The following is a 26012-nucleotide window of genomic DNA, read 5'->3' as shown; positions in this document are numbered from 1 at the left end:
GTCATGCCGAAACCTTTCTGATCCATTGGTCGACCGCCACGGCGCCGATGATCAGCACACCGGTGAGCAGCACCTTCCATTGCGGATCGGCGCCCAGCATGTTGAGGCCCATGGAGACGACGCCGACGATCATCGCGCCGAACAGCGTGCCCAGGATCGAGCCGCGTCCGCCGAACAGGGAAATACCGCCGATCACCGTCGCGGTGATCGCCTGGAGATTGTAGTCGGTGACGGCAGCCGACGGCGAGATCGAGCCGTTGCGGCCGATGGAGACCCAGGCAGCGAAAGCGGCGATCAGCCCGGCAAGGGTGTAGACCGTCATCAGCACCTTCTTGGTCTGGATGCCCGACAGCTTCGCCGCCTCCTGATCATCGCCAACGGCGTAGACATGGCGGCCCCATGCCGTGTGATTGAGCACGTACCAGAGGATCATCACGAGCACGACCGTGGCAATGACGCCGAGCGTCAGCACCGCCGTGCCGACCTTAAAGCTGATGGCAAAGAGATGCAGGAGCGGCGCCTGGGTGTCGACGTCGGTGTCGCGGATCGTCTCGTTGGCCGAATAGATGAAGTTCGTGGCCATGACGATGTTCCAGGTGCCAAGCGTCACGATGAAGGGCGGCAGCTTCATGTAGGCGACAAGCACGCCGTTGAGCAGTCCGCAGGCCGCACCGGCGGCAAGCCCTATCGCCACGGCGAGCGCGCTCGGCATGCCGTAGGAGACCGCGCAATTGCCCATGATCACCGCTGAAATCACCATGATCACGCCAATCGACAGGTCGATGCCCGCGGTCAGGATGACCAGCGTCTGCGCAGCACCCAGAATGCCGATAATGGCGATCTGCTGCAGGATAAGCGTCAGCGTGTAGGACGAAAAGAACCGCCCACCGATGGTGATGCCGAAGACGATGATCGCCAGAACCAGGACGATCAGCGGCACTGCGGCCGGCGTCGAATGCAAGAAATGCTGGATGCGCTTGACGGCCGACTTGTGCTCGTCAAAAGCGGCAACGCTGGTGTCGCTGCTCGAGAGAACCTTCTCGAATTCCTGAGCTTGAGCCATGTTTACTCCCCGTAGGCTTCAGCCAAACGCCGACGCCAGTCCACGCCTTTCCGGTCTGCTGCCGGGATTGTTCGCGGTCACGCGAGCCATCGTCCACCCGAAGCGGCCGGGGATCAAGCCCCGACCGCTCAGGTTCCCTGGATGCCGGTCAGACCGACATCAGCCCCAGCACTTGGCGAGGCCTTCCTTGGTGTCGATGGACTTGACGCCGGTGGCCGGCTTGTCCGTCACCAGGTTGACGCCGGTATCGAAGAAGTTCTTGCCTTCGGTCGGCTTCGGCTTGGTTCCGTCCTTGGCAAAAGCGGCGATCGCCTCGATGCCGAGTGCTGCCATCTGCAGCGGGTATTGCTGCGAAGTGGCGCCGATGACACCTTCGGCCACCGACTTCACGCCGGGGCAGCCGCCATCGACGGAAACGATCAGCACCTGGCTTTCGAGGCCGACAGCCTTGAGCGCCTGGTAGGCGCCGACAGCGGCAGGCTCGTTGATGGTGTGGATGACGTTGATGGTGTTGTCCTTCTGCAGGAGGTTCTCCATCGCCTTGCGGCCGCCCTCTTCGTTGCCGTTGGTGACGTCGTGGCCGACGATGCGGGGATCGTCCTCATCGCCGATCTTGTTGGGATCCTTCACGTCGATGCCGTAGCCCATCATGAAGCCCTGATCACGCAGCACGTCGACAGTCGGCTGCGAAGGCGTCAGGTCGAGGAAGCCGATCTTGGCGTCCTTGGCCTTGTCGCCGAGCGTGGCGGCTGCCCAGGCACCGATCAGCTTGCCGGCTTCGAGATTGTCCGTCGCAAAGGTCGCGTCGGCGGCGTCGATCGGATCGAGCGGCGTGTCGAGCGCGATCACCAGCAGGCCGGCGTCACGCGCCTTCTTCACGGTCGGCACGATGCCCTTGGTGTCGGATGCAGTGATCAGGATACCCTTGGCGCCGTCGGCGATGCAGCTCTCGATGGCCGCAACCTGGCTCTCGCTGTCGCCGTCGATCTTGCCGGCATAGGTCTTGAGGTCGACGCCGAGTTCCTTGGCCTTCGCGGTGGCGCCCTCCTTCATCTTGACGAAGAAGGGATTGGTGTCGGTCTTGGTGATCAGGCAGGCACCGACACCAGCCGCGGATGCGGACGACGCAAACGCCATCAGCCCCAGAGCCGCGGCGGCAAACACGGTCGATTTCAACAGTTTTGTATTGGTCACGATTTCCTCCCAGTGGAACCATCCGGATGCCGGCCAACCGGCACCTGCAGCGCGTCCAACGAAATTCTCCCAGCGTGGACGCGGCCTCAACAGACACCAGCACGAAGCCTCTGTCAATAATTAAATCACTCTTATTTATTATTGACAGCCTTGCTTCGTTCACCCATTCTGGCCCAAAAGCATTGAGGGGAAACGACGGGAGGAACAGGGTGGAAACGGCCATTGCGAGGCACGGTTCGCCCGAGGTGAATGACAGTCTCATTCACCGCGGCACCAACCAGAGCGGCATGCGCGACCACAATGAGCGGTTGGTGCTGTCGCTGGTGCGCCAGCACGGCAGCCTGGCAAAATCCGACATCGCCCGCATGACCGGCCTTTCGGCGCAGACGGTTTCGGTCATCATGCGCGAGCTGGAGGAAGAAAGCCTCCTGCTGCGCCAGGCGCCGTTGCGCGGCAAGATCGGCCAGCCTTCCATTCCGATGGCGCTCAATCCCGAAGGCGCTTTCTTCATTGGCCTGAAGATCGGCCGCCGCAGCGCCGAACTGGTGTTGATAGATTTCCTTGGCCATGTCCGTTCGATGCTGCAGCATTCCTATCGCTACCCCGCGCCGCGCGAGACGGTGGACTTCGTCACCAACGGCATGCGGCAGATGCGCGGCGCGCTGACGCCCGCGCAAGACAAGCGCATCGCCGGGCTCGGCATCGCCATGCCGTTCGAATTGTGGAACTGGGCCGATACCGCCGGCGCCCCCCGCGACGTGATGGACGAATGGCGCCACCGCGACATCCGGGCCGACATCCAGGCGCAATGCGATTTTCCGGTCTATTTGCAGAACGATGCCACGTCGGCCTGCGGCGCCGAGCTCGTCTTCGGCCAGGCGGGCGCTGCGCGCGACTTCGTCTATTTTTATATCGGCGCCTTTGCCGGTGGCGGCATTGTGCTGAACGGCCGGCTTTTTGGCGGCCCGACCGGCAATGCCGGAGCGCTCGGCTCCATGCCGGTGCCCGGGCCGGACGGCAAGCCGACCCAACTGATCGATGTCGCTTCCATCGCCATGCTCGAAAAGGCGCTCAATGCGCGCGGCGTCGAAGCCTCGCATCTGTGGACCTCGCCGGAAGATTGGGGCGAGATCGGACCCGAGCTTGACGACTGGATTGCCAGCGCCTCAAGGGCGCTCGCCTACGCCATCGTCGCCGCATCCTCGATCATCGATTTCGAAGCGGCGGTGATCGACGGCTGGATGCCGAAAGCGGTGCGCCGCCGGCTGGTCGACGCCATCATCGCGGCAATCGCCACGATCGATGGCGAAGGCTTGAAGCTGCCCGCCATTCGCGAGGGAACCGTCGGCATCCATGCCCGGGCACTCGGCGGCGCCAGCCTGCCACTTTCCGAACGCTTCCTGATCGGCTCGACGACGATTTCCAGGAGCGCCTGATGCTGATCGGAATTCCGGCGCTGCTCGGTCCGGAGCTTCTGGCGATCCTGCGCGGCATGGGTCATGGCGACGAAATCGCCCTTGTCGACGGAAACTATCCGGCGGAACAGCAGGCAACCCGGCTGGTGCGCGCCGATGGTCACCCTCTTATCCCCGTACTCGACGCGATCTTGAGTGTGCTGCCTGTCGATGACGCGGTGCCGGAGGCGCTGTTTCGCGCCTCGGTCAAGGGCGATCCCTCGCTTGCCGATCCCGTCCATCATGAGATCGAGGCGATCTGCGCCAAACGGGCGCCAGGCCGCAAGGTGGTTGCGCTGGCCGGCGCCGACTTCTATGCACGGGTCAAATCGGCGCATGCCATCGTCGCGACAAGCGAGCCGCGGCTCTACGCCAACATCATCATACGCAAGGGCGTGATCCATCCGCCGGAGACCAGGAAGACATGATCCTCTGCTGCGGCGAAGCCCTGATCGACATGCTGCCGCGCACGACGACAGCGGGTGAGCCGGCCTTTGCGCCTTATGTCGGCGGCGCGGTGTTCAACACGGCGATCGCGCTTGGCCGGCTCGGCGCGCCGGCAGGCTTCTTTTCAGGCCTGTCGTCGGATCTGTTCGGCGGCCAGTTCCGGGATGCGCTGGGGGCAAGCAAGGTCAGCTCCACCTATGCGCACACCTCACCACGGCCAACGACGCTGGCCTTCGTCAAGCTCACCAACGGCCAGGCGACCTACACTTTCTATGACGAGAACACCGCCGGCCGCATGCTGACCGTCGACGACCTGCCGCAGCTTGGCAGCGAGATCGAAGCCATCCTGTTCGGCGCCATCAGCCTGATTTCGGAGCCCGCCGGCAGTGCCTATGAGGAGTTCATGCGGCGCGAGCATGAAAGTCGAGTGATGATGCTCGATCCCAACATCCGGCCGAACTTCATACCGGACAAGGCCAAGCACCTCAGGCGCATTCGCGCGATGATGGCGATGGCCGACATCGTGAAATTGTCGGACGAAGACCTGAACTGGTTCGGCGAAGCCGGCTCGCACGAGGATGTCATCCGCAACTGGCTGGACCGAGGCCCGAAGCTGATCGTCGTCACCCATGGCAGCGAAGGCGCCGTCGGCTATACCAGGGAACATGCCGTCACCGTCATGCCGGAAAAGGTCGAGGTGGTCGACACGGTCGGCGCCGGCGATACCTTCAACGCCGGCATCCTCGCCTCCTTGCATGAGCAGGGCCTGCTGACCAAGGCGGCGATTTCCGGCTTGTCGAAAGACGCCATCCACAAGGCGCTGGCGCTCGGCGCGAAGGCGGCGGCAGTGACCGTGTCGCGGGCCGGCGCCAATCCACCCTGGCGACATGAAATCGCCTGAGCAACGCTCAACATAAGTTGAGCCCAATCGATCACTTTATGTTTCGCAGGGGCTCTTTACAGGGCTATAAGGGCGGGATGGCGCCCGACGAAGCCCGGATTTCCGGCATCTGACTGACATTCGCCGGGAAATACTGGTAACGGACTGCGACACTTGGGCAATTTGGGGCTCCGCCTGCCCGGCTTTCTCGGCAAGCGCAACTCTGGTACCAGCGGCCGATTATCTGGCTAACCCGTTTTGAGGCCGACATGCAGTTCATCGATCTTGGCGCGCAGCGCGAACGAATCCGCGACCGGCTGAAGGCCGCGATCGACCGTGTCGTCGACGAAGGCCGTTATATTCTTGGCCCGCAAGTCACCGAATTCGAGAATAAGCTTGCCGCCTATATCGGCACCAAGCATGTCGTGGCCTGCGCCAACGGCACCGACGCGCTGCTGTTGCCACTGTTTGCGGCCGGCATCGGCCCGGGTGACGCGGTGTTCGTGCCGAGCTTCACTTTCGCCGCCACCGCCGAAGTGGTGGCACTGGCCAAGGCCGAGCCGGTGTTCGTCGATGTCGACCCGCATAGCTACAACATCGACATTGCCAGCCTCGAAGCGGCCATCGCCATGATCAAGAAGGAAGGAAGGCTGAAGCCGAAGGCTATCATTCCTGTCGATCTGTTTGGCCTAGCCGCCGATTACGAGGCGATCATGGCGATCGCCAACCGCGAAGGGCTGATGGTGATCGAGGATGCCGCCCAGTCGATGGGCGGTTCGCTCGACGGCAAGATGTGCGGTGCTTTCGGCCATGTCGGATCGACCAGCTTCTATCCGGCCAAGCCGCTTGGCTGCTACGGCGACGGCGGCGCGATGTTCACCAATGACGATGCGCTGGCCGAGCAGCTTCGCTCCTTCGCCTTCCATGGCAAGGGCGAGACGCAGTACGACAATGTCCGCGTCGGCATCAATTCGCGACTCGACACGATCCAGGCGGCGATCCTGATCGAGAAGCTGGCTATCCTGGAAGACGAGATGGTCGCCCGGCAGGTGGTGGCAAAGCGCTATGCCGAAGGGCTTGGCGATATCGTCACTGCGGCGCGCAATCTGGACGGCAGCCGTTCGGCCTGGGCGCAATACGCGATCGAGACGCCCAAGCGCGACGGGCTGAGGGCGCATCTCGGCGAAAAGAGCATTCCGTCTGTCATTTACTACGTGAAGCCGCTGCATGCCCAGGTCGCTTATCGCGACTACCCGCGCACGCCGACCGGCCTTGCCGTATCGGAAGACCTGCCGAAGCGGATCCTGTGCCTGCCCATGCACCCTTATCTCAGCGAAGCCGACCAGGACCGCATCATCGAGACGATCCGCAACTATATCGGCTCGAATTCGGCGCAGGCCGCGGCAGAGTAAGCTGCCGAGCCTTTCTCAGCCGGGGCCCGCCGCCCTGCCGCTGGCAATGAAATGCGGATTGGCAAAATCCTCGTCGTCGCTTTGCCTGCGCTTGCCATAGACCAGAGGTTGGCCGTCGAGCGTGCGCGTCATGCCGCCGGCGGCGCGCAGGATGGCGTCGCCCGCCGCTGTGTCCCATTCCATGGTGCGGCCGAAGCGCGGATAGACATCAGCCTCGGCACTGGCGAGAAGGCAGAACTTCAAGGACGAACCGACCGAAACGATTTCGGCGGCACCGAGGTCGCGAATATAGGCCTCGGTTTCCGGTGTGTTGTGAGACCGACTGGCGACGACGGCCAGCGGCGTCGCGGCCGTTCTCGCCGCGATCGGCCGGCGGCCGACGATCTGGTAATCGCCATCGATTTCGAGTGATTCCGCCCTGCCCGGCAGGCCGGAAAAGAAGCGGCCCGTGCAGGGCGCAAAGACGACGCCGACTTCCGGCACGCCATCGCGAACCAGCGCGATGTTGACGGTGAAATCGGTGCGGCGGTTGACGAACTCCTTGGTCCCATCGAGCGGATCGATCAGAAAAAAAGCCCCGTCCAGGTCGGGCGGCACGATGCCGGCGGAAGCTTCTTCCTCGGCCACGCAGGGGATATCGGGAAATGCGGCACGCAGTCCGGCGAGAATGATCTTTTCGCTCTCGCGGTCCGCCTCGGTCACCGGCGAGGCGTCGGACTTACGGTCAACCGCACAGCCGGCGTGGAACACGCGCATCACCTCGCGCCCGGCCGACAAGGCCAGGCGCTCGAAGATTTCAAGCATCAGCCTGTCGTCAGATGCCGCCGCCGCTATCGTATTGGTCTTCGGCAATGTCGCGCTCGTTCAGCCAGTGTTCCAGGGCGTCGACCATCTCTTCGGCCGACTTGCCGAGTGTCCGCAGATGGACCTCCGGGGTTTCCGGCGCTTCATAAGGGGAATCGACGCCGGTGAAATTCTTGATCTCGCCATTCAGCGCGCGCGCGTAGAGGCCCTTCGGATCACGCCGGGCGCATTCCTCGAAAGGCGTATCGACATACACCTCGACGAATTCGCCGTCGGCCATCAATTCACGTGCCATGCGCCGCTCGGCGCTGAAGGGCGAAATGAACGAAACAATGACGATCAACCCGGCATCGGCCATCAAACGCGCCACTTCGGCGACGCGGCGGATGTTCTCGACGCGATCGGCGTCGGTGAAGCCAAGATCGCGGTTGAGACCGTGACGGACGTTGTCGCCGTCCAGGATATAAGTGTGGCGGCCGGTGGCGAACAGCTTCTTTTCGAACAGGTTGGCGATGGTCGACTTGCCGGAACCCGACAGCCCGGTGAACCAGAACACGGCGGGCCGTTGGTTCTTCATGTCGGCGCGCACGCGCTTGCCGACATCGAGCGACTGCCAATGGATGTTTTCGGCGCGGCGCAACGAGTGCAGGATCATGCCGGCGCCGACCGTGGCGTTGGTGATGCGGTCGATCAGGATGAAGGCGCCGGTGGTGCGGTTTTCGGCGAAGGGATCGAAGGCGATCGGCGTCCGCGTCGAGATGTTGCAGATGCCGACTTCGTTCATTTCGAGCGACTTGGCCGCTTCATGGGCAAAGTCGTTGACGTTGATCCGATATTTCAGGTCGGTGACGGTGGCGCTGGTCTGGTCGGTCTCGGTGCGCAGGATGTAAGAGCGGCCTGGCAGCAACGCATGCTCGTCGAACCAGACGATGTTGGCGGCGAACTGATCGGCGACCTGCGGCCGTGCGGCAGGCGAAACCAGCATGTTGCCGCGCGAGATTTCGACTTCGTCATCGAGGACGAGCGTGACGGCCTGGCCGGCGGCCGCCTGGGCGAGATCGCCGCCATACGAGACGATCCGCTTGACGCGCGAGGATTTGCCGGACTTGGCGACAACGACCTCGTCGCCGGGCGCAACCGAGCCGGAGGCGACCGTGCCGGCAAAGCCGCGAAAGTCGAGATTGGGACGGTTGACATACTGGACAGGGAAACGAAACGGCAGTTCGACCATCGCTTCGTCGACCGATATGGTTTCGAGATGCTCGATCAGCGTCGGACCGGAATACCATTCCATGCTTTCCGACCGGCGGCTGACATTGTCGCCATAACGGGCCGACATCGGGATCGGCACAATGGTCTGGAAGCCGAGATCGCGCGAGAATTGCCCGTAGTCTTCGACGATCCGGTCGAAAACCGCCTGATCGAAATCGACAAGATCGATCTTGTTGACGGCCAGCACGACGTGGCGGATGCCGAGCAGCGAGGCGATGATCGAATGCCGCCTTGTCTGGCGAAGCACACCCTGCCGGGCATCGATCAGCACGATCGCCAGGTCGGCGGTCGAGGCGCCGGTGGCCATGTTGCGGGTGTATTGCTCGTGGCCAGGTGTGTCGGCAACGATGAATTTGCGTTTCGGCGTGGCGAAGAAGCGGTAAGCGACGTCGATGGTGATGCCTTGCTCGCGCTCGGCCTCCAGACCGTCGACCAGCAGCGCGAAATCAATGTCGTCGCCCGTCGTTCCATGCTTGCGCGAATCGCGTTCGAGCGCGGCGAGTTGGTCCTCGAAAATCTGCTTGGTGTCGGACAGCAGGCGCCCGATCAGCGTCGACTTGCCGTCATCGACCGAGCCGCAGGTCAGGAAGCGCAGCAGCGACTTCTTCTCCTGCGCAGCCAGATAGTCGCGAACGCCGTCGGTGGGGGCGAGGCTCTTTGCCATGATGTGGCGCATGGTCAAAAGTACCCCTCGCGCTTCTTCTTTTCCATCGAGCCGGCTTCATCGCGGTCGATCAGGCGACCCTGCCGTTCGGACGTGCGTGCCGTCAGCATTTCGCCGACGATGGCTTCCAGCGTGTCGGCATCCGATTCGATGGCGCCGGTCAGCGGATAGCAGCCAAGCGTGCGGAACCGCACCAGCCTGTTCTCCACCGTCTCGCCGGGGCGCAGTTTCATGCGCTCGTCGTCCCGCAGGATCAGCATGCCGTCGCGTTCCACCACCGGTCGTTCCTTGGCGAAATAGAGCGGCACGATCGGGATACTTTCCTGCAGGATGTACTGCCAGATATCGAGTTCGGTCCAGTTCGACAGCGGAAAGACGCGGATCGATTCACCCGATGCGATGCGGGTGTTGAATATCTTCCACATTTCGGGGCGCTGGTTCTTCGGATCCCACACATGCTGGGCGTTGCGGAAGGAAAAGATGCGCTCCTTGGCGCGCGATTTCTCCTCGTCGCGACGAGCGCCGCCAAAGGCCGCATCGAAACCGTATTTGTCGAGCGCCTGGCGCAGCGCCACGGTCTTCATGACATGGGTGTGGGTGTTCGAACCATGGTCGAACGGATTGATGTTGTCGCGCACGCCGTCTTCATTGACATGAACCAGGAGATCGAAGCCGAGTTTCTGCGCCATCTGATCGCGAAAGGCGATCATCTCGCGGAACTTCCACGTCGTGTCGACGTGAAGAAAGGGGAACGGCGGCTTGGCGGGATAAAACGCCTTCATCGCCAGATGCATCAACACGGATGAATCCTTGCCAACCGAATAGAGCATGACCGGCTTGGCAAAAGCGGCCGCAACCTCACGGAATATATGGATGGACTCGGCTTCAAGCCGCTGAAGATGCGTAAGCGCTGTTGTCATGGGCCGTGGGCGTTCTTTCGTATCTTCCAACAGAAGACCTTGCCTCAAATCATCGAGCTCTTCGCGCCCGGTTCGAGCCTTGTTTCTGGACGTTCTTTCTCGTGCCGGCGTTCTAGCAGATCGCCATTGTCAAGAACAATGCTGGACTGACCCAGCCGCACATGGTTCGAGAATGAATTTTCCACAGATGCCGGCAAATCCGGAAATTCCTGCCTGCAAGCTCAACGGCCCAGAAAACGCGGGGAAAATATTGCTTGAATGGACCGGCTGCGGCTTTCAAGGGACTTCCTCTGGTCGGCCCGCGCCTGCCGCCGATTTTCGGTGGCAATCTGCCCTATACACTATCGAAAATGGGGGGCAGCCGCTATACCAGCCTCGGGAAACGGGCAAGTGCATCATCAGGCATGGGGCAATTTCGAGGCGAGCGTATTCAACTTCGCTAAACAAGATCCGCCGCATGAAACTTGCCGAAGACAGCGAGCCCGAAAATTGACCCGGCTTTCACCCCTGAGACAGCAATTCACGCCTTCGCGGATCAACAACTACTTCTCCATCCTTTGCTTCTTTTTTCCACCGGTTCTGGGGTCGGTGGTCAGCTTTGTGTTCAATGGCGGAGGCCTTTCGTCAGCCCTGCTGATTGCTTCAGGGAAAAGGCGCTTCAACGCCGACCGGCCCGTGATCTGGATGACGGTCGCGATCTATGCCTACTGCGCCTCCAATCTCCTGGCGTCCATCGTCAACAACTCGTTCGCCCGGGATGCGCCACATCTTATCCCGCTCGTCACCTTCCTGTTTTTTCCCGTGTCCTATTCGACCTGGAGCATCACGCAGAAAACCACGCTTACCCGCATCATCGTGCTTTCCAGCATGGCCGCCTGTTTTGCCGCGCTGCTCATGGCCGTCATCCAGCAATATTGGATTGGCGTCAGGGCCGAGGGGGGAGCCGGAAATCCGATCGTCTTCGCAACCGTCGTCTGCCTTGCCGTGGTGATGTGTGTGGCTGGCGCCTTGTCCGGTGTTGAGCAAGCCCGGACACCCCTCTTCTACGCGGCACTGGCAGGGACGATCGCCGTCATCTATTCCGGCTCGCGTATCGTCTGGCTGGCACTGCTGATCGCCGGCATCGCCGTCATGCTGATCAACCGGCACAGGCTCAGAGGCAGGAATGCCGTTCGCCTGCTGCTGCTGCTGGCGGCGGTCGGCGTCGTGATCGCCGCTTCCAGCTTCCAGGAGATATCCGGGCGGGTCGACTTTTTGCGCTCCGATTGGGGTGCGCTTGGGGCTGGCGGCAATTACGACACCTCGTTGGGAATACGTGTTGCGCTTTGGGAGATCGGCCTCAAAGCATTCCATGACATGCCACTGTTCGGGCACGGTGTGGGTGCAACCCAGCATCTGATCAAGCAGGGCTTTCATGAGCAGTTCGCGATGGACACAGGCTTCAACCATTTTCACAACGGCTTCCTGACCGCCTTGGTGCAAGCGGGAATTCTGGGTGCCGTGACGCTGGCGGCGATCTTTATCGTTGCCGCTGGAAATGCCGCCCGGGTCTTGCGAAACAGCAACGATCCGAGCGAGCGGTTCGGCGCGACCATGATTGTTGTCGTGGTGATCACCTATCTGACGGCCGGAATGACAGGCATCCTGATCGGCCATGACATTCTGGACTCGGTGCTGATGGTCTTCATGGTGAGCGGAACATATCTCGCCTCCGGACGCCATGTTCCTTTGTTGGAAGAGCAGGCACTTGCACCAGTGATGGAAGAGCGAGCACTTCCATCAGTCACCAGAGAGCTGTTTCGGGTAAGGCCATGAAGGTTCTGGTCACGGGCGCGACAGGTTTCATCGGGCGCCTTGTCGTGCGCCACCTTCGCGAAGCCGGTGCCGAGCTTCGCCTCGCCTCCCGCCATCCCGAGAGGCTTGGTTCGGAGAACGAGACTGTGCCGATGCCCGGCTTCGATGCGCCGGCCGCCGCCTTCCTGGAACTGACCCGGCATATGACTGACGTCGTCCATTGCGCCGGCCTCAACAATGATCAGGGAAATGCAACCGAAGCCGATTACCAGGCGGCCAATGTGGAACTGAGCGCAAGGCTGGCGCATGCCGCGGCCGCCCAGATAAGCGGACGTTTCATCCATCTCTCCTCGATCCGAGCGGTGATCGGCGCGCATGTCAGCGCAACGATCGACGAGGACACGCTTCCTGCGCCACAATGCGCCTATGGACGCTCGAAGCGCGAAGGCGAGATCAAGGTTTTGGACGCCTACGCGTTACACGGCCGCTCGGACGCCGCCGTGTTGCGCCTGCCTCCGGTTTATGGAAGCGGCATGAGGGGGAATCTGGCAACGCTGATGCGCCTTGCCGATACGCCGCTGCCGCTGCCGACGGGTGCCTTGACCGGAATCCGCTCGCTGATGTCTTCCGAGGCCGCGGTGCGAGCAGTGTCGCACCTGCTCAGCCATTCCGGACCGCTTCGCCCGATCTATGTCGGCGCAGATGTGCCGCCGGTCGCCGTCGAGGCCATCATCGCCGCCTTTCGCAGAGGTTTGGGGCGGCCTGTGCGCCTGATGGCTGTGCCGGCCGGTCTGATACGGCCGGTCGTGGCCGCGCTCGGCAGGCGGGCGTTCTGGGACAGCCTGACCGCGACACAGATATGCGACCCCGCCCTGCTGGTATCGCAGGGGTGGACGCCTGAAGCCGGCACGCTCGAGCGGCTGGCCGAGCTGGCGCGGCTCGGTAGATCCTGACTTTCTTGCTTGACCATGATCTTTTCCAAAAACCGGCTTCCACTTTTTGGGATCATGGTCTGCGGTAGAGCGTTCCAAACAGGATCCGAAGGTCGAGCCAGAACGACGCAGTGCGGAGGTAGGCAGCATCCGTTTCGGCCAAAAGCTCCGGGTTCGACATGTCGATGCCCCTGATCTGGGCCAGGCCGGTTATGCCCGGCAGCGCCGCCAAAACCCCCAGCCGCCTGCGACACTCGATCAACTCGGTTTGGGTCGGCAGGCAGGGGCGCGGCCCGACCAGGCTCATTTCGCCCTTCAGGACGTTCCAGAATTGCGGCAGCTCATCGAGCTTGAACTTCCGTAGGACCTTCCCGACCGATGTCACGGAATCCGCCGGCGCCTCATGCGAGGGTAGTGACGGCGTCCCGATATACATCGTGCGCAACTTGTGGCAGCGGAAAAGCCGACCGTCACGGCCGACCCGCACCTGCGAAAAAATAGCCGGGCCCGGCGACGATGCCCGAACGGCAAGGACGGTGAGCGCCAAGACAGGAGATGTCGCCACCAGCAGCAGAGCCGCACCGGCAATATCGAAGATTTGCTTGGCTGCCTTCATGAACGGCCGATAGTACTCCCTGCCGAAGTCCCGAGGCAACGCCGCAGGCCAATGCCGTCAATCCGGTCGACGTAGCATGAGCCGATCTCTTGACCAAGCGCGCCACGCAGCCGTCGCAATGTTCAGATGCGCCCCAGGATGAAGGCGAGATAGAGCCCAATGTTTCCGGAAACGGTCTGCCGATAGACGCCGCTTTGGCGCAAGCCTGCCAAGCGGCGGGAAAGGCCACCGTTGCGCCCGCGGATGAAAAGGTCGAGGCACGCCGTCGCGTCCTCGGTCAGGAGATCGCGATTGACGGCGAGACCGTCGAGGTTGAGGTCCGTCCAGCCGGCGAATTCCCCCTTGAACAGGCGGCCAAGCCGAGAGAACCTTGCTTTCCAGGACACGTTGGCGCCGACCAGGTTTGCCGCGTGCTGCCGGTAGCGCACCAGCGGTCGCGGATCGTAGCGGACGATGCCGCCGGCGGCGGTCACTATGAGATAGGCCCACCAGTCATGGCTGACGAACCCGGTCCGCGTGGAGGCCCTGGCCAGCAGGTCGCGTGCCGCGGCGTTGAGCAGGATTGTGTTGCCGCCGGCGATGCTTTGCACAAGCGCATTGCGAAAGGATGGCGGCCGGGCAAACAGCGGCGAATGGCCGACAAGGCTTCCTGTTTCCGTCATGGTTGCGGTTCGCGAACAAAACATCAGCGGGGTTTTCGCATCCTGGGTCCGCATCCAGCTGATAGCGCTCTCCAGCCTGTCGGTCTCCCAGATATCGTCCTGGTCGCAGAAGGCATAGCAGTCCGCCTCGATGCGTCGGTCGACGATCATGGAGCGGAAATTGGCGGCGAAGCCTTGCCGCGGCCCCTCTACCAGCGTCATCCGCCCCTTGGGCCGCCAGCGGGATTTCCATGTCTCGATGATGGCGGTCGTGCCATCGGTGGAGCCATCGTCTGAAATCCACAAGTCGACCAGAGGGTGCGACTGCTCGAGCAGGGACTGCAGCTGCTCCTCGATGAAGGCGGCGCCGTCTTTCGTGCCCATCAGGACCGCGATGCGCAGGTCATCTTTGCTCACGAGCAAGATCGCTTTCTGAATTCTGAACCGGGCCTAGCTCGCCTGCCCCGCCGTTTTCGGGATCGCGTCTTGACGTGCACTTGCCCTGGCCTTCTTGGCGCGGTCAAGGCTCGCCAATGCGGCGAGCGCGGCAGCCTTGTCCTGGTTTTTCGCCGACTGCTGCAGGGCCGAGAGCGCGACCTGGACATCCGACCATTCCACGACGTCCGTGCTGAGACCGAAAACCTTCGAGATGCCGAGTTCGACGAGTTCCTCGTCTTCGCCATGCAGCGTTTCGTGAAGTTTTTCGCCCGGCCTGATGCCGGTGAACCGGATCGCGATGTCCTTGTATGGGCTCTTTCCGGACAAACGGATCATCGTTTCGGCCACTTCAAGGATCGGCACCGGCTTGCCCATGTCGAGCATATAGACGGCGTAATCGTGTCCGCTCTGCCGCGACGCGGCATCGGCCGCCGACATGATGACGAGATCGACGGCTTCGGCCACGGTCATGAAATAGCGCGTCATGCGCCGGTCGGTGATGGTGACGGGCCCCCCAGCCTCGATCTGCGCCTGGAATATGGTCGCCACCGAACCGTTGCTGCCGAAGACATTGCCGAACCGCACCGCAATGAATTTGGTGGCCGGGCCACGCCCGCCCGGCTCGCCATGCAAGGCGCTGATGATCTGTTCGGCGGCCCGCTTCGTCATGCCAAGCACTGATGAGGGATCCACCGCCTTGTCGCTCGATATCAGGACAAATTGCGCAACCCCGCACTTGGCGGCAACCTCGGCGCAGACGAGCGTTCCGAAAATGTTGGTTTGAATGGCCGAATCCCAGTTCTCCTCGAGCAGCGGAACGTGCTTGAGCGCCGCGGCGTGAAAGATGATGTCCGGCCGGAATTCCGTGACGACACGCGTTATCTGGCGCCGGTCCGAGACATCGACGATGCGGACCTTGAGCCGGTCATGGTCCTTCTCGTCAACATACTGGCTCAGCTGGAAGATGCCGAATTCGGAGTTGTCGGCGACCAGCACCGCCTCGGCCCCCAGTTCCAGCGACCGCTTGACCAGCGTCTGGCCGATAGAACCGGCGCCGCCGGTCACCAGAACGCGTTTGCCGCTGACAAAGGCGCCGATGCGCTGGATGTCGGACGCGACCGCCGGACGGCGCAGGATCGTTTCCATCTCGACGGTGTCGAGAACCAGCTTTCCGTGCTGTTCCAACTCCGAAAGGCCTGAGAACTGCACCACATTTATATCGCCGTGCCGGGCAATGCGCACGAGTTCCGAATACTCTTCGATCTCGTGCTCGGCGCCGCTGCCAAAAATCAGCAAGTCCAGGCTTTTGGTGCCGGTCGCGTAATCTTCCAGGACATCGATCAGGCGCGGCAGGGTCGCCACCACGGGAACACCTTGAATCCGCGTGCCCAACGGCGCGCCGCGCTCGGTCGCCATGATGCCTGCGATGGAATAGTCAGCCGGCTGCGCCGTGCGCGTGAAACGAATGATCAGGTCGGCCTCGCCGAGCCTGCCAACGAACAGCGCGCGCTTGGGCTCAGTATCATCGGACTTGCGGCCAAGAATGCCCCAGCTCGCGCCGTCACGCAGGAAGCGGTAGAACAGCCGGGGTGCCGATATGATGGTGAAGGAGACGAGGAAGAAGACGATGAACTGACGCTCGTTGAGCCCCGCCACCGGCCGGTAAAAACGCAGCAGCAGCGATGCCATGTAAAGAGTGAACGTCAAGATCGCGCAACTCTTCAGGATGTTGAAAAAGTCCGGCGTCGAGGCGAAGCGCCAGACGGTGGTATAGAGGCCACTGTAGCGGAACAGCAAATGGCTGATGACGACGATGCCCGCCCATGTCGCCAGACCCTCCTTGGAGAGCGCTTCGAACGAAAGATTCGACCGCGAAAGGATAAGGCTGAGCGCCACGGCGACCAGGACCATGACCACGTCCTGGACCATGATGAAGACGCGCCGCATCTGTGGCCTGAGCCCGAACACAGCTTCGAGGTGGGAATTCATTGGACGGCACTAGACTCCAGGCTCAGGGGCATCAACACCAGCGAGGTGCGAACACGAAGATACTTCGCGGACCAATCACCTTACTCAAGTGCCATCCCCGGCCCCCGCCAGGCTGTATCGCATACTGCGGGTTGGAGGGCATAGCTAGAGGTTTTTTCTGGAGAGCGAATAAGTTTGCTGCCGCGTGCCATCGGCCGATGCCCCCTGCTGCCCGCCTCAAAGTCACCGTATTATGATCACAGGAGGATGTCGGTATTTTCAGCATACCGATGCTCCGAACCAAAGGGACCGCCCCAAATTGACGCTGCAGCCGCAATCAAGACGTTAACCGCGCGCCAGGCCAGAGCATCTTGCCTGGTTAGTGCGCATTGTTGACACTCCCCTCATTCACTTGGAACGACAGGAAATAACCGATGACCCGAGACTGGGATAATTGGGACGTGAGTGGAATCGCTGATGAAATTCAGGCGATCTGGCAGAACTCGCCTATTGAAGATGCCCATCGCCAAGAGCTAGTCGATATCGTTTTGCATCGCGTTACTCTTCCTCCTGAACCTTCCATTCTGGAAGTCGGCTGCGGAACTGGTCTCATTTACGAAAAACTTGTCACCGGCCTGCCGAGTGGCGCCATCTATACGGGCATCGACTCATCTGTGAAAATGCTGGAAAAAGCGAGGGAAGGTTTTCCAACAGGCACATTTCTTTTCGGAGATGGCTACAATCTCGGTTTCGAAGATCACCAATTCGATGTGGTCCTGTGTTTCGAGGTGCTCGGTCATATTCCTGAAATAGAGCAATTCGTAGCCGAACTACTCCGTGTGACAAAGAAGATATGCATCTTCACCACTTGGCCAAGCGACGGTGAAGAAATAGTGGAAAATTATGAAACGATCGGTGGTGTTCAGTTTTTGCACCGACGATATTCAGATGCCTATATTCGAAACACCATTTGCACCATGGGGCCGAAGAATCTGGGTGGCACCGAGTCTGTTAGCCTTCGCTCCGGGGGCGAAGCCTATATTGTTGCGCGCCATACTTGACATTCCTAAGCGCGATTTTTGCCCCAACTGCGCTCGCGGTGCACGAGGCAATCAATTGGTGGCTACTCGAACCGAGCGAAAGGGAAACGCTTTAACGCGCCGTAAAGCACCGCTGGGCGCACCACCTCATAGATGGTGACCGGTACGTCCGCGTCGCGCACGAAGACTCTGAGCCGCCATCCTGCCTGAAGATCGAGGACAGGCGTGTTCAACGAAAATTTCGCGGGCAGGCCCACTTCAACGTCGGCGAGGGAGCGCGTCGTGGAGCCCAGAATCTTGGCTTCGCTTGACACGACCTCAATGCCTATGAGCCCCGCCGACGCCCGAACAAGCGGCACGATCCCAAGATGGATGGCCGCGAGGGAGGGAAGCGCGAAATGGACGGTATACTCCCTGTAGGATATGCCCGAGAGATTCTCGCTCAGGCGCAGTTCATCACGTCGCGTCCGGCCGAAGTGCCGGCGGCTGAACAAATCAAGCGGAGCAAAGACGGAGGAAATCATATCCCACATCTCGCTCGACTGCCAAGTAACGGCCCTCGCCAGCCTGAGCGGACGCGAGAAATGCTGGGCTTCCACCTCCGAGTGGAGCCTGGCAATTGTGGAAGCCACACCGGGCTCGAACCTCTCAGGGAGCACACCCAGTAGAGCGCTCGAGATGTCAGTGATCGCCTCGATCGACTTCTCGGACGCCGACCTGCTGAAAGCGCTCCCATAGAGATCCATTAATTCCGCTCGGACATAGCTTGGGCGTCCCAGAATACCTATCGTCCGGTAGGCACTTCGCAACATTTCCGCTCGCCGTGCGGCTGAATACCCTAGAAACTCATTGACGGCATTCGCCAGTTCTTCGGGGGACGCATCCTTGGCGATCAAACCACTGTAGCGATGCCTGATCAATTCGGATACACCGCCAACGCTAGGCGATACAACAGCGACACCGGATGCCATGGCCTGAAGCATCGCCTGCGGCATGGATTCGTCTAGCGCGGATATGAGTAACACGTCGCAGCTTGCATAGAAGCGTTCCGGATCGGAAACGAACCCGTGAAAAATGACGTGGTTTTCCAGATCTTGTTCCGACACATAATCGCGGCAAGCCTTTGCGTAATCGCAGCGGAGATCATCGTAGCCGATCACGTGGACTGTAACCTCATGTCCAGCCTTGCGCAGAAGTAGAGCCGCCTTGATGGCAGCGAGTTGATTCTTGCGAGGCTGCAGCGTTCCCGAGACGACTATCTGCAGCGGATCTTGTAAGGCAAAGTTCCGAGCCTCCCGTGGCGGGAAAAGCGAGAAATAGACGTCGTCGACGGGACAGACAATGCGGCGCACGGGGACCCCCGACGCTTTCTTCCATCGTTCACCATGTGTTGCCGAGGAGCAATGAACTGCGTGGGCGAAGGCTCGTGTATCAGCCCCTTCATAGTATTGGTGAACGCTAGCGACAACTGGAACGCCAAGTTCCAATCCGAGGGCCGTCATGGCTGGCTGCCATGTGGCGAAATGAAGGAGACCTACATCAAACTCGGCTAATTTTTCCGCAATGCGTTGGGCGACCTCCATGTCCATCACATCCCGTGAACGTACTTTGGAGTCGTCGGCGCTATTCATTCCGTGCTGCCAACTTTCCTCCAGCAGGGGGGCATCCTTCGTTGCCTCGCGCCAGAGACGAGCAAACTCCGGTCCAAACCTCTCGTCCTGCCGGATCAAGCCGACAACCCTGAAGCCATATGAGGATACAAGCGCCGCATGCCGTAGCAAATGAAGCGTTGCCCCTCCCATAGCGGCCTCATGAAAAGCGTAGAGAATTGCCTTATCCTTTAAACGCGCATGAACTTCTGTCGCGGCGAGAGCACCATAAAAATCGTAGTATTGGATTTCCGTGGTATAGCAACTTTCGACATATGCTCGTGCCCGCTCCAAGATTTCATCGCGTTGCTCCGCCTTGAGTTTTAGCAGACCTTCAATCGCGTCGGCCCAGTCCTCGGGTCGATTGCGCACTTTGACACAAACCGCATCAGGTAAGCGGCTATAGGGCGCTACATCACTCATCACGCTAATTGCACCGGCGGCGACCGATTCCAACAGTTTGACCGGACTCTTACTCCGTTCTGCGCGTGTATCGCCCTCAAGAGGCGTGAGCGAAAGATCGAAATACGTTCTGCCTAGCTCCGCAAGATAGCTGTCGTAGGAATGCGTGAAAGGCTTGAAATGGACATCGCACTCCAGAGCAGGGAAACTACCCGGATCGATACCCCAGAAATGAAACTCGATTTCATTCTTGTAACGGGACGCGACGCGCTGAAATCCCGGCCAGAGCTTGGCAATGACCGGCCCGCGGAATTTATTGCTAAAAATTGCGATGCGAACCTTTCCAGACCGGTTGTAATCACGACGTTTTATATACCGCTGCTGGATATTCGATTTAAGATGAATTGCATGAGAGTTATACGTTCTGAAATCATCGATGATTTCATCGCTGTATCCGATCACAGCATCAGCGGCGGATATCTGCGCCACTATGCTGCGGTATGCTGGTGTGCCAGGCGCGATAGAGGAATGCTCCGGCCCCACCTCGTGGAAGCGAAGCATGTTGTCATCCATGAGATAGGCACAAGGAACTCTCTTCCGCTCCTTATCGGTCAACAACTTTTCCGCCGACCCCACAGTACGGTACAGAATGGCGATGTCCGTGTCCGACGTGTCGAAGGATGAAATATCCCGTTCCCTTACGAAGGTGCTGGTGAAGCCTCTCTGGTTTGGAAGCTTCTCGAAATTGCGAATGACCACATCCACAGACGTGCTGTAATCAGGCTTCGACACCATTATGCGTTTATGTTCCATGGCTCCAGATGCCACTACTGCCAACTCTGAAGGAGTGCAATAGTTATTGAACCTGGAAACAAACGGCAATGCCTCTTCTCTATAGTATCGCTTTACCTCTGCGATTGAGAATCTATTTCCCCAATTTTCGGCTGCAATCATGTCGTATTGAGCAATATTGGTGGGATTCAGCTGCTGATCTCGAGAAAGCTGCAGATATTTCAAAGTGCGGGTAAAATCTGCGTGCACATCCCGGCCAAGCGAGTTCTCCATGTTGCCGCGAACGACCGAACACGTCGCATCGACCCATTGGAAGGGAGCCGTTCTTCCGAAACGCAGCCAGAGATCGTAGTCCGAATATCGCCTGGCCACCAAGTGAGGGTCATACATGCCGTGCCTCTCGAAGAGAGCAGCATGGTGGATTACCGAGTTGTTTGCGATATAGTTACCGTGTAGCAGGAGGCTGTAGTTGAACTCCTGCCCCAGTACACGCTGAAAGATCTCGCCTTCGTCCGTCGCGCGATAAGCGTCGCAGCTGCCATAGACGACGCTTGGGTCGGATTGGCGCTCAAGCCACGCCATGCGCACCTTTAAACTGTCCGCCGTCCAAATGTCATCGTCAAACTGGTAGGCAATGTACTTGCCGCGGCCGTGAAGCACAGCCTGATTCACGCGCATGGCAGGAAGACCACTATTGTACTTATATGAGTGGATGACGATCCGGGAATCGGCAAGCTGGTACTCACTTAGTACATCGGCGGTTCCATCGCGCGAACCATCATCCACAACGATGAGTTCGAAATCGCCATAGCTTTGCGAAAGAACACTATCAATCGAAAGCTGCAACAGCCCGTTCGCACGCGCAAAAGTGGGAAGGACCACCGTAACTTTGGGTACCGATTGCCCTTTGTCGATGCGCCTTATAGAAAGATCGTGGCCACAATCACCGAATTTCATGTTTCCCCCGAAACCCGCATTCCGCGGGCATCACGTATCGTTCCGCTACAGCGGAACCTGATTACCTCTGTGATGACTCGTACTTTGCGATCACATCCTCAGTTCCTCCGTCCATGACGATGCGCCCTTTCTCCAGCCATATCGTCCGGGCGCAAAAGCTCTTCAATAGATCAAAGTTGTGAGATGAAAAGACAAGAATCTTGCCTTGCTCCATGAATTCGAACATGCGGTCTTTCGCTTTTTTAGCGAAGCGGATATCGCCGGCTCCCATGACCTCGTCTATAAGTAAAATTTCTGGATTTATGCTAGTCGATACAGCAAACGCGAGGCGGATGAACATCCCCGCTGAATACGTCCGGACGGGATATTTTAGAAACTCCCCAAGCTCGGTGAATTCCTCGATCTCCGGCAGTTTCGCCTCAATCTCGTCGGATGTCATGCCAAGCAGCAACCCACGGATGCGGATATTGTCTCGACCGGTTTGATGCATTTCGAAACCGGTTGCGAACTCGAACATCGGGCAAACGTGTCCCTCCGTTTCTGCGATTCCACTGGTCGGCATGTAGATACCCGCCATGACCTTCAACAGAGTGCTCTTGCCTGCCCCGTTGAGGCCGATAAGACCCACCCGCTCGCCCTGTTGGATAGCAACAGTCACGTCGTTCAGAGCCTCGACGGTATAGGCACCAGGAGCCGACTCCCCGCTCCGCTTTCTGGCTAGCCAGCCTATCAGGCCGTCGGTGTTCATGTCGCCGGTGAAACGCACGCCGACGTTCTGTAGTCGTATGAAGTTCTGGGTCACAGGAGAAACACCACTTTCTTGTCCAACCGCGAAGCCACATACCAGGCAATGCAATACACGATCAGAATATAGCCAAACACAAAACCGTAGGTGGAAAGAGGCGCTAGACTTGCAGTTAGGATTGGATGGCGAACGACTTCAATCAAGTGATAGATCGGATTGACGAGATAAATGAATTCTAGGCCGTGGCTCTTGAGGACGCTGGCTGGAACGACGATTGGGGTCAGGTAGAACACTACCTGTAAGACACCAGCCAAAGCATGTGGCAGATCACGGAAGGCGGTACCTAAATAAGCAAAAATAGTTGTGTGTCCCAATAGAGCTATATAAAGCAGCAGAAGGCCCGGGATGGCCAACAGCCATCCGGCAAATTCGAAGGTGCCGAGAAAAAGCTGCACGAGAGCCACAGCTGCTAGACCCATTACAAAGTTCATAGCGTTGCTGACAAGCGCCCGCAGGATATAGATTTGCTTGGGATATGAAAACTGCTTGATGTAACCTTCGGCACTTACGAAGACCATACCAGCGTCGACCACAGACGCGGAAATCAGCCCCCAGGCGACGAAACCCAGCATCAGGTAGGGGAGAAAAGCCTTCAGCTCTTGCCCGAACATGATGCCATAGACGAAACCTATGGCGCCAACGTACAGGCCAAGATTGATAAGGATCCACAATGGACCAATGAACGAACGGCGGTAGCGACGCTTGACGTCTTGAATCCCGATGAAGAACCAGACGCGATGCAGCAGCAGCGAGCGGATAACATCTCGGAGCAACCTGCTCTTGTCCACACTTGAATAGCTATGTTTCATGATTCGCACCGGGTTGCCATTTCGTTTGAGTCACGCTGCCATGCTGGGAGATTCCAGCGCTGCGTAGTAGCGATCGTCGGCTTCGACCGGCGGGGTGTCGGCGATGGGGACCAAAGTCCACAAGCACTGTGCCAGCTTGCAAGAGATCATACTCCCGGACAGGCTGTCAAGAGCGCACGGAGTACGCCATGAATAATACACTAAACTAACCTCAATACTTTTTTCACGATGCGTCTTGACACCATATAAAGACCCTCATTTTTATAAACGACCCAAAAACTCAGCCAATATCTCTGTATAATTCTCCAGAATTTCTTAATCGTAATCCTTCCACCCCTGAGCGGCTTAGCATTAACTGAGCGCACTTCGTCGAATCTAATGAATACATTTGCCCACTCTCTGGAAACTACATTCAAATCGTACCGGGTTTTAACATCCTCAAACGCCATCCTCGTCAATACTTCTCGCTTTTGCGGCGACTCCATCATCACCGAGATTGCCTCCAACCACGAATCTTTCGTATTGGCGACGAGTAATCCGGTCACTGACGACCTTACAACATCGCTATATGGGGGGATATTGGAATATATTCCTGCTATACGAAATGCGCCGTATTCGCGATACTTGTTGTCGGTCTTACTACGGTTTGCTTCATGGTCAATCAGGGGCGCCAAGCCAATCGCCCAATTTCTCGAAGCTTGGAATTTGACGTAGGTATTGTAATCGCTGGTATGTGGAAAGAAACGGACTCTCGCCTCTGCCTTAACTCCCCTTGGAAGAACACCAGCAAACTCGAATACAGCTCTCGGAAACCTCTCTAATATCGGCTCAATAAGTGTCGATATCATTTCCAAATCATCCACTCTGGACGGACTTCCGGCAAAACCTATTCGTATTTCGTCAGTAGAAGACGGAGTTACTTCTTCAATAAGTGAAAAGTCAAAGAATGTTGGGAGAATCTCTACCCGAGTATTATACCTTGATATGAATCTTGCTAGTTCTGAGGAATTTACCATTACGATGGCAGCGTGGGATACCGCAAAATCCAGAGATTTCCTGACAATTGGGTGCCGATAATACAGCGCGAGAGGGTTATCTCCAAGAATGCGCCAGAAATTATCATCAATATAATAGACATATGACCTATTGGCATCGGCCAGCAATTGTGTCCATGATAGAACGTGCGGATCCGCACATCGTACAAACATTGGAATGGTATCCAACGTTATGTCGTCGACCTGAAGTTCATTTAGAAATTTTACTTTGTGATCGACGCCATGCACTCGACAGGCCCCCATAATTTGCTCAAGCAAATATGTGGTGGCGATTTTTGCCTCTATTATCATCAGAACATTCGCCATTTAGGCTCACATGACCGCTTGTCTCGGCGGCGAGAGGTTCGGCGTGAAATCGCGCCTGAGGATCACGAAGGTCGACCCCGGCCAAAGCCCATGCGGATCAAGCCGCCGGAACGGCCTTCTTCAACGAATCCCTCCCGTGCGTAGAGGCGAATAGCCCTTGAATTTTGCTCCATAACTTCGAGGTAGAGATAGGGTAATTTCATGAATTTCGTGCCGAAGCGGACGATCTCTGCGCAGGAACGAGCAATATAGCCTTTGCCGGCCATTTCTGGTGCGACCAGAAATCGGCCGACTTCGGCTCTCCCGAGATCTTTGTCGATATCATAAATTCCACATTGCCCGACCGGGCGCCCACCCACCTCCACCAGGAAGAAAAAGTCGTCATCCTTCTGGAGATAGCTGTTGTACCAGGCGAGATGCTGGTCGAACGCGAGCCTGTCGGATGTCTTGAACCAGACACGTGCGTCGTCGCGGTTGCGCCAGTCGAGGATTGTCTTGAGATCCCGCTCCTCCACGAGCCTCAAGACAATCGTGCCGTCTCCAAAAGGGGCGATTTGCGGTTTCATTGAGCGTATTTGAGAACCAAGTCAGAAATCAGATCGACATCTGCCTTGCTCATACGAAGGTGCAGTGGCAACGAGATGATTTCCTTGCTTGCCGATGCAGCATTCGGGCAAGTGCCGGCGGCGAAAGCGTACATTCGGTAGTCCGTGTTGTCGCGATAGTGAACTCCCGGATAGACGCCGTGCTCGTTGAGGGCAAGCATCAGATTGTCTCGGTTCTGAATCCGTATCTGGAGAAGATGCTGGGCAGACTCACACCCTGGCGCTGTAGGCACGACATTGACGTGATTGTGGCCATCCAGATGCTGGCGGTACCACATCGCTAGCTGGCGTCGAAAGGAATTGTCGACGTCGAGATATTTGAGCTGGACGATGGCAATCGCGGCCATGATCGAGTTGCCGTGATATTTATGCCCGATCTCCTCGACGTCATACATCCATTTATACGCCCCCTGGGCAGCAGTACGGGCGTAGGTATCCTTGTTGATGCCCAGCCAAGTGAGCTTGCGAACACGCTCATCATCCTCTGCTTCCTTGAAGCAGATCATTCCAGAATCGGCGGTTGGAAGATTTTTCACCGCCTGAAAACTGAATACCGATGCGTCAGCATCACCGCCAATGTGCCTACCGTCGACACGGGTGCCTGACATGTGGGCCGCGTCGAGCACCAGCTTGATGTCGCGCGCGCGGCAAATCTCCAGTATCTTCTGATACTGGCCAACGTTGCCCCCCATCCCGACGAATATCAGCGCCTTCGTTTTGTCAGTGATCCGCTCAAGGACGCTTTGGGGGTCAAGGCAAAGATACTCGTCAACATCGGCGAAGACTGGCTTGAGGCCAGCGTACAGAATAGCATGATTTGTCGAAACAAACGTCAAAGGCGTTGTGATGACCTCACTCTCGTCGTCCCACCCGTATTTGGACTTGAACAGCTGAAACGCCAGGTGAAGCCCGACCGTGTTTGAGTTCAGAAAATGGGCGTGCGGAAGACCCGTATAGGTCTTCCACGCTGTTTCAAATTCGGCGGTTTTAAAGCCTAGCCCGGTCCATCCTTTTTCCAGGCACTCACGGATTCCCGCAAGACATTCTTCGATGCGGAAACTCGGTACGAATAACTGAACGCTCATCAAAAACT

At 58.7% G+C, this 26012-nt stretch carries 21 protein-coding genes; 7 read left to right on the top strand and 14 right to left on the bottom strand.

Annotated features, from left to right (window positions below):
* Nucleotide 1: 1 nt before the first annotated feature.
* Together AC0L3E_RS11860 and AC0L3E_RS11855 are read right to left on the bottom strand one after the other, a co-directional pair.
* Nucleotides 2-1063: an ABC transporter permease gene (locus AC0L3E_RS11860; RefSeq protein WP_127269995.1), complete on the bottom strand. Its 1062-nt coding sequence runs from the start codon at nucleotides 1061-1063 to the stop codon at nucleotides 2-4.
* 159 nt (nucleotides 1064-1222) lie between these two features.
* A complete protein-coding gene (locus tag AC0L3E_RS11855; RefSeq protein ID WP_372337956.1) occupies nucleotides 1223-2200 on the bottom strand; it encodes a sugar ABC transporter substrate-binding protein in 978 nt (325 codons plus the stop codon).
* A 266-nt stretch (nucleotides 2201-2466) separates the two neighbouring features.
* On the opposite strand from AC0L3E_RS11855, the gene AC0L3E_RS11850 reads away from it, so the two are divergent.
* The 4 genes from AC0L3E_RS11850 (at nucleotide 2467) to AC0L3E_RS11835 (ending at nucleotide 6450) form a co-directional block, all read left to right on the top strand.
* Nucleotides 2467-3693: an ROK family transcriptional regulator gene (locus AC0L3E_RS11850; RefSeq protein WP_127327157.1), complete on the top strand. Its 1227-nt coding sequence runs from the start codon at nucleotides 2467-2469 to the stop codon at nucleotides 3691-3693.
* Nucleotides 3693-4139: an RbsD/FucU family protein gene (locus AC0L3E_RS11845; RefSeq protein ID WP_128307151.1), complete on the top strand. Its 447-nt coding sequence runs from the start codon at nucleotides 3693-3695 to the stop codon at nucleotides 4137-4139. Before AC0L3E_RS11850 ends, AC0L3E_RS11845 begins: the two co-directional genes overlap by 1 nt.
* Nucleotides 4136-5059: a carbohydrate kinase family protein gene (locus AC0L3E_RS11840; RefSeq protein WP_473604832.1), complete on the top strand. Its 924-nt coding sequence runs from the start codon at nucleotides 4136-4138 to the stop codon at nucleotides 5057-5059. The genes AC0L3E_RS11845 and AC0L3E_RS11840 overlap by 4 nt, the downstream gene beginning before the upstream one ends.
* Before the next feature lie 248 nt (nucleotides 5060-5307).
* The gene (locus AC0L3E_RS11835; protein WP_128307149.1) at nucleotides 5308-6450 is read left to right on the top strand and encodes a DegT/DnrJ/EryC1/StrS family aminotransferase; all 1143 of its coding nucleotides are present in this window, start codon (nucleotides 5308-5310) and stop codon (nucleotides 6448-6450) included.
* A gap of 15 nt (nucleotides 6451-6465) precedes the next feature.
* Here the strand turns inward: AC0L3E_RS11835 and cysQ are convergent, their stop codons facing one another.
* Genes cysQ through cysD form a run of 3 tightly spaced genes read right to left on the bottom strand, consistent with a single transcriptional unit; the run spans nucleotide 6466 to nucleotide 10110 of the window.
* Nucleotides 6466-7254 (bottom strand): 3'(2'),5'-bisphosphate nucleotidase CysQ, encoded by a 789-nt coding sequence (cysQ, locus tag AC0L3E_RS11830; RefSeq protein ID WP_164748814.1) that lies wholly within the window; start codon nucleotides 7252-7254, stop codon nucleotides 6466-6468.
* Between the two features lie 10 nt (nucleotides 7255-7264).
* A complete protein-coding gene (gene cysN, locus AC0L3E_RS11825) occupies nucleotides 7265-9202 on the bottom strand; it encodes a sulfate adenylyltransferase subunit CysN (RefSeq protein WP_473604831.1) in 1938 nt (645 codons plus the stop codon).
* A 2-nt stretch (nucleotides 9203-9204) separates the two neighbouring features.
* Nucleotides 9205-10110: a sulfate adenylyltransferase subunit CysD gene (cysD, locus tag AC0L3E_RS11820; RefSeq protein ID WP_027035869.1), complete on the bottom strand. Its 906-nt coding sequence runs from the start codon at nucleotides 10108-10110 to the stop codon at nucleotides 9205-9207.
* Between the two features lie 489 nt (nucleotides 10111-10599).
* Between cysD and AC0L3E_RS11815 the strand changes: the two genes are divergently transcribed.
* The gene (locus AC0L3E_RS11815; protein ID WP_128307154.1) at nucleotides 10600-11925 is read left to right on the top strand and encodes an O-antigen ligase family protein; all 1326 of its coding nucleotides are present in this window, start codon (nucleotides 10600-10602) and stop codon (nucleotides 11923-11925) included.
* Nucleotides 11922-12857, top strand: coding sequence for an NAD-dependent epimerase/dehydratase family protein (locus AC0L3E_RS11810; protein ID WP_473604830.1), 936 nt, complete (start codon nucleotides 11922-11924; stop codon nucleotides 12855-12857). The genes AC0L3E_RS11815 and AC0L3E_RS11810 overlap by 4 nt, the downstream gene beginning before the upstream one ends.
* A gap of 52 nt (nucleotides 12858-12909) precedes the next feature.
* On the opposite strand, the gene AC0L3E_RS11805 is transcribed toward AC0L3E_RS11810, so the two are convergent.
* From AC0L3E_RS11805 to AC0L3E_RS11795, 3 genes are all read right to left on the bottom strand, one after another.
* Nucleotides 12910-13452 (bottom strand): sugar transferase, encoded by a 543-nt coding sequence (locus AC0L3E_RS11805; protein ID WP_128307147.1) that lies wholly within the window; start codon nucleotides 13450-13452, stop codon nucleotides 12910-12912.
* A gap of 122 nt (nucleotides 13453-13574) precedes the next feature.
* Nucleotides 13575-14510: a glycosyltransferase family 2 protein gene (locus AC0L3E_RS11800; protein ID WP_473604829.1), complete on the bottom strand. Its 936-nt coding sequence runs from the start codon at nucleotides 14508-14510 to the stop codon at nucleotides 13575-13577.
* A 33-nt stretch (nucleotides 14511-14543) separates the two neighbouring features.
* Nucleotides 14544-16520 carry an SDR family NAD(P)-dependent oxidoreductase gene (locus tag AC0L3E_RS11795; protein WP_473604828.1) on the bottom strand — a complete coding sequence of 659 codons (1977 nt, stop codon included), beginning with the start codon at nucleotides 16518-16520 and terminating at the stop codon, nucleotides 14544-14546.
* Nucleotides 16521-16933: 413 nt separating this feature from the next.
* On the opposite strand from AC0L3E_RS11795, the gene AC0L3E_RS11790 reads away from it, so the two are divergent.
* A complete protein-coding gene (locus tag AC0L3E_RS11790; RefSeq protein WP_473604827.1) occupies nucleotides 16934-17560 on the top strand; it encodes a class I SAM-dependent methyltransferase in 627 nt (208 codons plus the stop codon).
* A gap of 62 nt (nucleotides 17561-17622) precedes the next feature.
* Here AC0L3E_RS11790 and AC0L3E_RS11785 read toward each other — a convergent pair whose 3' ends face one another.
* The 6 genes from AC0L3E_RS11785 to AC0L3E_RS11760 form a co-directional block, all read right to left on the bottom strand.
* A complete protein-coding gene (locus AC0L3E_RS11785) occupies nucleotides 17623-21339 on the bottom strand; it encodes a glycosyltransferase (RefSeq protein ID WP_473604826.1) in 3717 nt (1238 codons plus the stop codon).
* Nucleotides 21340-21400: 61 nt separating this feature from the next.
* Nucleotides 21401-22141, bottom strand: a complete 741-nt coding sequence (locus AC0L3E_RS11780) for an ABC transporter ATP-binding protein (RefSeq protein ID WP_473604825.1) — start codon at nucleotides 22139-22141, stop codon at nucleotides 21401-21403.
* Entirely contained in the window at nucleotides 22138-22953 is an 816-nt protein-coding gene (locus AC0L3E_RS11775) for an ABC transporter permease (RefSeq protein WP_473604824.1), read from the bottom strand. Before AC0L3E_RS11775 ends, AC0L3E_RS11780 begins: the two co-directional genes overlap by 4 nt.
* A gap of 200 nt (nucleotides 22954-23153) precedes the next feature.
* Nucleotides 23154-24314 carry a glycosyltransferase family protein gene (locus AC0L3E_RS11770; protein WP_473604823.1) on the bottom strand — a complete coding sequence of 387 codons (1161 nt, stop codon included), beginning with the start codon at nucleotides 24312-24314 and terminating at the stop codon, nucleotides 23154-23156.
* A 62-nt stretch (nucleotides 24315-24376) separates the two neighbouring features.
* Nucleotides 24377-24880, bottom strand: coding sequence for a GNAT family N-acetyltransferase (locus AC0L3E_RS11765; protein ID WP_473604822.1), 504 nt, complete (start codon nucleotides 24878-24880; stop codon nucleotides 24377-24379).
* On the bottom strand, nucleotides 24877-26004 hold the full coding sequence (locus AC0L3E_RS11760) for a DegT/DnrJ/EryC1/StrS family aminotransferase (RefSeq protein WP_292335900.1): 1128 nt from the start codon (nucleotides 26002-26004) through the stop codon (nucleotides 24877-24879). The genes AC0L3E_RS11765 and AC0L3E_RS11760 overlap by 4 nt, the downstream gene beginning before the upstream one ends.
* Between the last annotated feature and the right edge of the window lie 8 nt (nucleotides 26005-26012).

This window comes from Mesorhizobium sp. WSM4822, from assembly GCF_055811155.1.
The sequence above is the reverse complement of the archived record's forward strand: the minus strand, read 5'-3'. Positions and strand labels throughout refer to the sequence as shown.

Coding starts and splice junctions, on each gene's coding strand:
- AC0L3E_RS11860 (WP_127269995.1), bottom strand. CDS start 1,063: ATGGCTCAAGCTCAGGAATTCGAGAAGGTTCTCTCGAGCAGCGACACC.
- AC0L3E_RS11855 (WP_372337956.1), bottom strand. CDS start 2,200: ATGGCGTTTGCGTCGTCCGCATCCGCGGCTGGTGTCGGTGCCTGCCTG.
- AC0L3E_RS11845 (WP_128307151.1), top strand. CDS start 3,693: ATGCTGATCGGAATTCCGGCGCTGCTCGGTCCGGAGCTTCTGGCGATC.
- AC0L3E_RS11840 (WP_473604832.1), top strand. CDS start 4,136: ATGATCCTCTGCTGCGGCGAAGCCCTGATCGACATGCTGCCGCGCACG.
- AC0L3E_RS11835 (WP_128307149.1), top strand. CDS start 5,308: ATGCAGTTCATCGATCTTGGCGCGCAGCGCGAACGAATCCGCGACCGG.
- cysQ (WP_164748814.1), bottom strand. CDS start 7,254: ATGCTTGAAATCTTCGAGCGCCTGGCCTTGTCGGCCGGGCGCGAGGTG.
- cysN (WP_473604831.1), bottom strand. CDS start 9,202: ATGCGCCACATCATGGCAAAGAGCCTCGCCCCCACCGACGGCGTTCGC.
- cysD (WP_027035869.1), bottom strand. CDS start 10,110: ATGACAACAGCGCTTACGCATCTTCAGCGGCTTGAAGCCGAGTCCATC.
- AC0L3E_RS11810 (WP_473604830.1), top strand. CDS start 11,922: ATGAAGGTTCTGGTCACGGGCGCGACAGGTTTCATCGGGCGCCTTGTC.
- AC0L3E_RS11805 (WP_128307147.1), bottom strand. CDS start 13,452: ATGAAGGCAGCCAAGCAAATCTTCGATATTGCCGGTGCGGCTCTGCTG.
- AC0L3E_RS11795 (WP_473604828.1), bottom strand. CDS start 16,520: ATGAATTCCCACCTCGAAGCTGTGTTCGGGCTCAGGCCACAGATGCGG.
- AC0L3E_RS11790 (WP_473604827.1), top strand. CDS start 16,934: ATGACCCGAGACTGGGATAATTGGGACGTGAGTGGAATCGCTGATGAA.
- AC0L3E_RS11785 (WP_473604826.1), bottom strand. CDS start 21,339: ATGAAATTCGGTGATTGTGGCCACGATCTTTCTATAAGGCGCATCGAC.
- AC0L3E_RS11775 (WP_473604824.1), bottom strand. CDS start 22,953: ATGAAACATAGCTATTCAAGTGTGGACAAGAGCAGGTTGCTCCGAGAT.
- AC0L3E_RS11770 (WP_473604823.1), bottom strand. CDS start 24,314: ATGGCGAATGTTCTGATGATAATAGAGGCAAAAATCGCCACCACATAT.
- AC0L3E_RS11765 (WP_473604822.1), bottom strand. CDS start 24,880: ATGAAACCGCAAATCGCCCCTTTTGGAGACGGCACGATTGTCTTGAGG.
- AC0L3E_RS11760 (WP_292335900.1), bottom strand. CDS start 26,004: ATGAGCGTTCAGTTATTCGTACCGAGTTTCCGCATCGAAGAATGTCTT.